Raw genomic sequence first — 6644 nt, forward strand, 5'->3', positions numbered from 1 at the left:
CACGCGGCTCCAAGTTGTGTGAGCGCTGGGAAAAGTTCATCTTCACGAGCAAAGCTCCCAGCGGCTCAATGTTTGACCGCGTTATTGCCGAGCACCGGGCATGATGGTTTCCAGATTTTCCAGACGTTGAAGTGCCTGCACTTTGGTCAGGAAGTCATAGTTGATCCCGGCTGCCGACAAGCTTGAACCTTGCTGGAATGGGTAGCCCTTGAGCGAAAGTAGGAACTCTTTGATTTTCGCTTGAATTGGGACGAAGATCCACATCGTGTTCTCGGCATACCAACGCAGATACATCTCGGATTCATGAACGGCCTTTTCGTACGGGTCGGCCTTGAGATTAACCACGAGAGGCCAAGCAGGGACCTGCCGAACAGCGGTGTTGATTCCGCCTTCAAGTGTTGCAAAGTGTGCCTTGAAGTCCTGAACACGGACGGCGTTCAGATTTGCGCCCTGATCAAAATAGAAGATCGAGTCACGTGGGCTCTCGTCTGTTTCGCCAGACAGGTATTCGGTCAGATCATGACCATCCAGATGGACTCGGAAATCTTTGCCATTGAACGTTTTTCCCTCTTTGAGGTCCTCAACCAGTGTGGTCTCTCCAATCGCTGTGGCAAAGGTCGGCATCCAGTCTTCATGGCTGACAATCTCGTTAAACTTCTCTCCGGGCTCGATCAGGCCGGGCCACTTCACGATAAGCGGGACGCGGAATCCACCTTCCCAAGTTGTTCCCTTTTCACCGTGGAATGGGGTCGTACCGCCGTCGGGCCACGAAATAGTCTCGGCCCCGTTGTCGGTCGAGTACATGATGATCGTGTTGTCCGCGATACCAAGCTCATCAAGCAGGTCGAGAAGCACACCCACCTGATCGTCATGCTCAGCCATGCCATCTGGGTAGAGGCCAATGCCCGTGCGCCCAACGGCTTCATCTCTCAAATGAGTCCAGACATGCATCCGTGTCGAGTTATGCCACAGGAAAAACGGCTTTTCCTGATCATTTGCACGCTTAATGAAATCAACAGAAGCCGCGAGGAACTCGTCATCGGCGGTCTCCATGCGCTTGCGCGTCATCGGGCCTGTGTCTTCGATCTGACCGTCAGCAGACGACCTGATTACACCACGGGGACCAAATGTCTCTCTGAAGGCCGGGTCCTTGGGATAGTAATAGCTTTCCGGCTCTTCCTCGGCGTTCAGGTGGTACAGATTGCCAAAGAACTCGTCGAAACCGTGATTTGTTGGCAAGTGACGATCCTGATCACCAAAGTGGTTTTTGCCATGCTGAGCGGTCATGTAGCCATGCTCTTTCATCACATCGCCAATTGTGGGTGTCCAATCTGGAATCCCGTGCTCGGATCCGGGCATGCCGATCGTCAGTAGCCCAGTGCGAAAAGGATGTTGGCCGGTCATGAAGGCGGCGCGCCCGGCGGTGCAAGATTGTTGAGCATACGCATCTGTGAACATCGCGCCTTCATTTGCTATGCGGTCGATGTTCGGAGTCTTGTAGCCCATGATCCCATGGTTGTAGGCGCTGATATTGTGGACACCGATGTCATCACCCCAGATTACTAGGATGTTTGGCTTGTCTTGAGCGAACGCTGGGCCCGCAGCAAAGAGCGCGACAGCTGACATTACCGCCGTCACCGCCGTCTTTGTCGAATAAAGAATAGGTCGCATGTTTCCTCCAAAATGATCTCGATGTTCCGCGCCATTCACACCCAAACTTCGCGACATTTGAGTTGATCTGCTCCAAGAACCATGTGGAACTTAAGTGATGGAAAACTTCGCTTTGTCGGAAAATGCGAATCTAACAAACAAATATTCGAACACTGCCTCTTGAAACATTTGCGTCGCTTTGTTCATGCCTTGAGTGAGGGCTGACGAACGAACCGTCGGTTTCGAGACACCATTGCCAAGACCTTGACAAATTGGAGCATTCTAAGAGCAAGGTGTGAACCAGACAGCTGAATGAGGCTTTGCATGTCAGAAGAAACCAACGATTTTGCCATCAGAGCAGGTGCGTTTCACGGGCCAGCAGCAATTCTTGCCGGAGACCCGCGACGCTTCGCACGGACACTTCGATCACTCGGTTTGCCTACGGATGCGGAACAGATCATCGGAGCCGATGAATATCTGAAAGGCATCAGTGACGTTATTCGCTCGGCGGAAGACAATGACTTTTTTCTCCACGTCAGCCTTGAACAGGATGTGGGCGAACTGGGCGTTTTTGGCAGAGCAATCGTCTCATCGGATACGCTTTGGGAGGCCTTGCAAACCGCTACGACGGCGCTTCGCTATTTTCAGAACAACTCCGAACTCGTGATCAGAACGTATCGTGGGAAATGCCGTATCTGGTACTTTACGTTGTTGAATTCTCATGATGGCAAGCAGGACATCCAGTATACAATAGGGCTGCTTACAAAAGTTGTCCTGATAGCCCTCGGCGAAGTCGATCCGCAGATCACGGTGGCTTATCCTGGCGCCTCTTCGGAGCATTTTCAGAATAATTCAGCAGTTGAGTCAGTCAGAGACTCAAATCAGGGCTATATCGAATTTCACGAAGACTTGCTTCGGGCGAAAATGCACCGTTCAGACAGCATTCGAGCGGATATCCTTTCGCGCTATCTGCGTGGCAAGAAACTTATGCAAGCACCTCAAGTGAACAGGGCAGACCTAGTCGCCGGTTTGATCAAGGCGTCATTTGGCATTGCGCCATGGTCGCTGTCTGACACCGCACAGGTACTTGGAGTAGGCCCTCGGACTCTTCAGGTTCAATTAAAAGATGAAGGTACCGCGTTTAGGGATATCCAAAAGATTGAACGCCACAAAGAAGCCTGTCGCCTGCTCTCCTCTGGGGCCAGCATTGATGATACGGCAAATGCAATTGGTTTCGAGCATCGACAGAGTTTTTCGGAAGCGTTCGTTGGCTGGGAAGGCTGTGCGCCTTCGACATATGCAAAGAGCAAAGTTCTTTCCTAAAACAGCGCTCCCCAAGCTTCGACGTTCGTTCGCACCTGCGATGTCAGTTCATGATGAACAGGATCCATCCGCCGAAACCCACTACGTTTTCCTCGCCCTCTCACGCCTCTGCGTCGGACTGTTTAATTGCAATAAGTCGGCCATTAAACTCGGCTCCGATCACAAAGATCACCGCCATTAGATTCATAAATACAAGCGCTGACATTACCCCGGCCAAGCCAGCATACGTTATGCTGTACGACGAAAAATTGGTGACATACATCGCAAATATCTTTCCGGCAGAAATCCAGAGCGCAACCGTCAAGACAACGCCAGGATAAACTTGCGTCAGTGTGTGATGGCGGCCTGGAAGCCACAAATGGCAGGCAACGACCGAAAAAATCAGCAAGCCAAAAGAGACACCTAGCCGCAAAATATCGTAGGCCCCTTCGCCTTCGTCGCCTCTGTAAACGGTGTCGACATACAACGGCACCGCAAAGGTCAAAACCGCAGCCACGGTCAAAATCGCCGAGCCGCTCAGAACGAATACGACACTCAACGCACGCGATTTCCAAAGGGGACGCGGATCGTGGTCGCGATACGCATCCGTGAGGGCTTGGCGCACCGCATCAACGCCATTGGACGCAAAGAAAACCGCCAACAAGCCGCCGATGGTCATCGCTTTGACGCTACTGTCTTGCAAAACGGCCCGCACCTCTTTGACGATGGGCTCAGCGATGCTGTCGGGCCATGTCCCATAGATGAACTCAACGATATCCAGCGTCGAAAACTCTGCCGACACGGCTTGAGTCAACGACAGTGCAAAGATTGTAAACGGAAAGAGGGCCAGCATCATGGACATGGCAATGTGACTGCTTCTGGACCAGCCGTTCTTTGCATCGAACCGGACCAAAGCCGCCCAGAGTGCCCTTGCCGCTTGCCGTACCGTCATGTCACGGGTCCTCTCAATTTAAACTTTGGGCTTCGACTAGTACGCCGAAAGTCCAGTTTGAAACAGGCGCCTTCCTCGCGTCTCTCCGCGCCTGGCCAGTATTCGGATTTTAAAAGCTGCTCAGGAGTCCAATTTCATGTTGAACCAATGACCCTACGACACAGTGCACCAAGGGCGGGTCTGCCGCCAAAGATCAAAGAATGATTGCATTACCATCGGGCTACGGCACTGCCATATTCAGGGGATTACCTTGCAGATGGACATCATCTGTTGTCAATTAGTCCGTGCAAATGGTCGAAGATCCAACCGGAACCGTTAGCAAAAACCGCTAGAATGACCGACAATTGGGGATCTCGATGGGCTCAAATATCTTAATACTGGCGCTGATTTCCCTAGAAATTGTTGCCTTCTGGTTCGCTTGGCGCGCCGTTTCTTCCGCCCGAACGTCCCAAGGCGCTGTTGGATGGGTCGTGTTCCTGATCACTGCGCCATATCTGGGCGTGCCGTTGTACCTGTTTTTGGGACACCACAAATTCAAAAACTATCTGATAGCCCGGCGCGATAGCGAAGAAGTCATAGAAGGTCTCAGGACTTACCAAGTGGCCAATGCGCCCGTGGTTGCGCCTGAAATTTCAGTTCAACCCTTTGAAAAAATATCAGAAATGCCCGCAGCCCGCGGCAACAACATGACATTGCTTATTGATGGAAAAGCCACGTTTGACGCAATATTCTCTGCCATTGACGCTGCTGAAACCTATGTCCTCGTTCAGTTTTATATCATTAATGATGACGCACTGGGACAGGCCCTACAAGAACACTTGATTGGTGCTGCGGCGCGTGGCGTCACCGTCCGGCTTATGTTTGATGCTGTCGGCAGCGCCAAACTGCCCAAAGCTTACTATCAAAGCCTGCTTGAAGCTGGTGTACACGTCGTGGATCCCAAAAAAACACGAGGCCCCAAGAACCGGTTTCACATCAATCTGCGCAATCATCGAAAGACCGTTATCGTTGATGGAAAAGTCGGATTCACCGGCGGCCTGAACGTCGGCGACGAATACATGGGACTTAACCCAAAATTTGGCGATTGGCGCGATACTCACGCCCAGTTGAAGGGCCCAGTTGTGTCTCAACTACAGCTGGTTTTTGGCGAAGACTGGCATTGGGCTACCAATGAGGTGCTTATTAACGATCTGAATTGGGAAGCTCCTCATGCGACCGAAGACATGACGGCAATGATTGTTGCGACCGGCCCCGGTGACGAAATGGAAACTGGCGCGCTCTTCTTCTTCTCGGCCATCACTGCAGCCAAACACAGAGTCTGGATTGCATCGCCATACTTCGTTCCTGATACCGACGTACTGACAGCGATGAAGCATGCTGCACTGCGCGGCGTAGATGTGCGCATTCTTGTGCCCGAGGTAATAGACCACAAGATTCCTTGGCTGGCGGCGTTTGCCTATTTTGATGAGATACGTGAGGCGGGAGTGCAGGTCTGGCGTTACAAACCAGGGTTCATGCATCAGAAAGTGGTTTTGGTGGATGACAGCTTTGCCGCAATTGGCACGACAAACCTCGACAATAGGTCGTTTCGATTGAATTTTGAGGCAATGGCGACTTTCTTTGATGCCCGTCCTGCAGCCGCAACTGCTGCTATGCTCGAGAATGACTTTCATCGAGCTTGGATGCTGAACAAGACCCTTGCCGAACAACCCTTGGGCATCCGTGTAGGTGCCCCGATTGCCCGCCTGTTCGCGCCTGTGCTGTAGCTTTGGCCATTTGTTCGTGAGGTCGAGATTTCGGGCTAAGAATTTTCACTTGGCACACGCGGGCTTAAACTTTCAGTAGGGCCCGACCTAGCCCGCTGTATTCGGGTTGGGAGTTGAAGGAAATGTTCCTTAGGCAACCAAATTTCATCCTGATTACGGAGCAAGTTCGGACCCCGTATCCGAACACCAATGAAACAGTTCCTTATGTCCAAGGGTTGAAAACCGCTTCAGTGATTAAAACGATACCCGCTCTGTTAGCAAATTAGACACTCAACTAGAGGTCCAGTGCTGCGGTGCAGCTGACGATGGTTTGGTCCGCAACTTGGACATCGGCACCCAAAAACTCGCTGCGCTGTGAACGAACGGCCGGTTTTCTCTCTGCATCGCGGCTGACGCCTTTGTTGGTAGCCTTGCTGCACTTGCGAGTATTATAGCTGTGCCACTTCCGGTATGGGCTCGTTCCGGACCTCGGAGGCGGCGCAGCATCTGCGAGGGCTAGGCAGGAAGGACCGGCGAGGACGGCCCAAAGCCGCCGTCTAGCTCTGGTACCCAGCGCTGCGGATGCAGCCCGCTTAGCAGACATTCGCCCTGCGAACTGGTCTGGGCCGAAGTGTAAACTGGCTGTGTGACGTGATCTTAAGGCCAATTGTCTCCCACATGATCAGTTTTGCGACTGTATTCCCGATTTCCTCACGGATGGGGGCGGCTTCGATTATCTCTTCCTCATGCCAAGCAACATTCAGTTGCGAGGCAGAAAATGGATCAAAGAAAAGGAAAGAGAAATGGCAAATCCACGCCCTACGAACGGCCCATCAACCACCGGAAACAAATCTGGTTCTGGCCGCGGAAACAATCCGCCTAAGGGGAAATAAGTAGCCTTTAGCCAGCCGCGCGCAGTGTCTGACGTCAGCACCAATGGGACAGTTTAGGTTGATTTGATAAGAGAGGGTTTCTGGCTCATCGTAACCGCCAAG

At 52.3% G+C, this 6644-nt stretch carries 4 protein-coding genes; 2 read left to right on the forward strand and 2 right to left on the reverse strand.

The genetic code is table 11. The features are described 5' to 3' along the window. Positions 1 to 81: 81 nt before the first annotated feature. Complete coding sequence (locus tag AC2FJB_RS20980) at positions 82 to 1671, reverse strand: arylsulfatase (RefSeq protein WP_496694568.1); 1590 nt, start codon at positions 1669 to 1671, stop codon at positions 82 to 84. Positions 1672 to 1974: 303 nt separating this feature from the next. On the opposite strand from AC2FJB_RS20980, the gene AC2FJB_RS20985 reads away from it, so the two are divergent. Continuing rightward, entirely contained in the window at positions 1975 to 2973 is a 999-nt protein-coding gene (locus AC2FJB_RS20985; protein WP_496720501.1) for an AraC family transcriptional regulator, read from the forward strand. A 100-nt stretch (positions 2974 to 3073) separates the two neighbouring features. Here AC2FJB_RS20985 and AC2FJB_RS20990 read toward each other — a convergent pair whose 3' ends face one another. After that, a complete protein-coding gene (locus tag AC2FJB_RS20990; RefSeq protein ID WP_496720499.1) occupies positions 3074 to 3904 on the reverse strand; it encodes a YihY/virulence factor BrkB family protein in 831 nt (276 codons plus the stop codon). A 344-nt stretch (positions 3905 to 4248) separates the two neighbouring features. Between AC2FJB_RS20990 and cls the strand changes: the two genes are divergently transcribed. Next, positions 4249 to 5670, forward strand: coding sequence for a cardiolipin synthase (gene cls, locus AC2FJB_RS20995; RefSeq protein WP_496720497.1), 1422 nt, complete (start codon positions 4249 to 4251; stop codon positions 5668 to 5670). Positions 5671 to 6644 lie beyond the last annotated feature (974 nt).

This window comes from Ruegeria sp. CDSC085, from assembly GCF_059610465.1.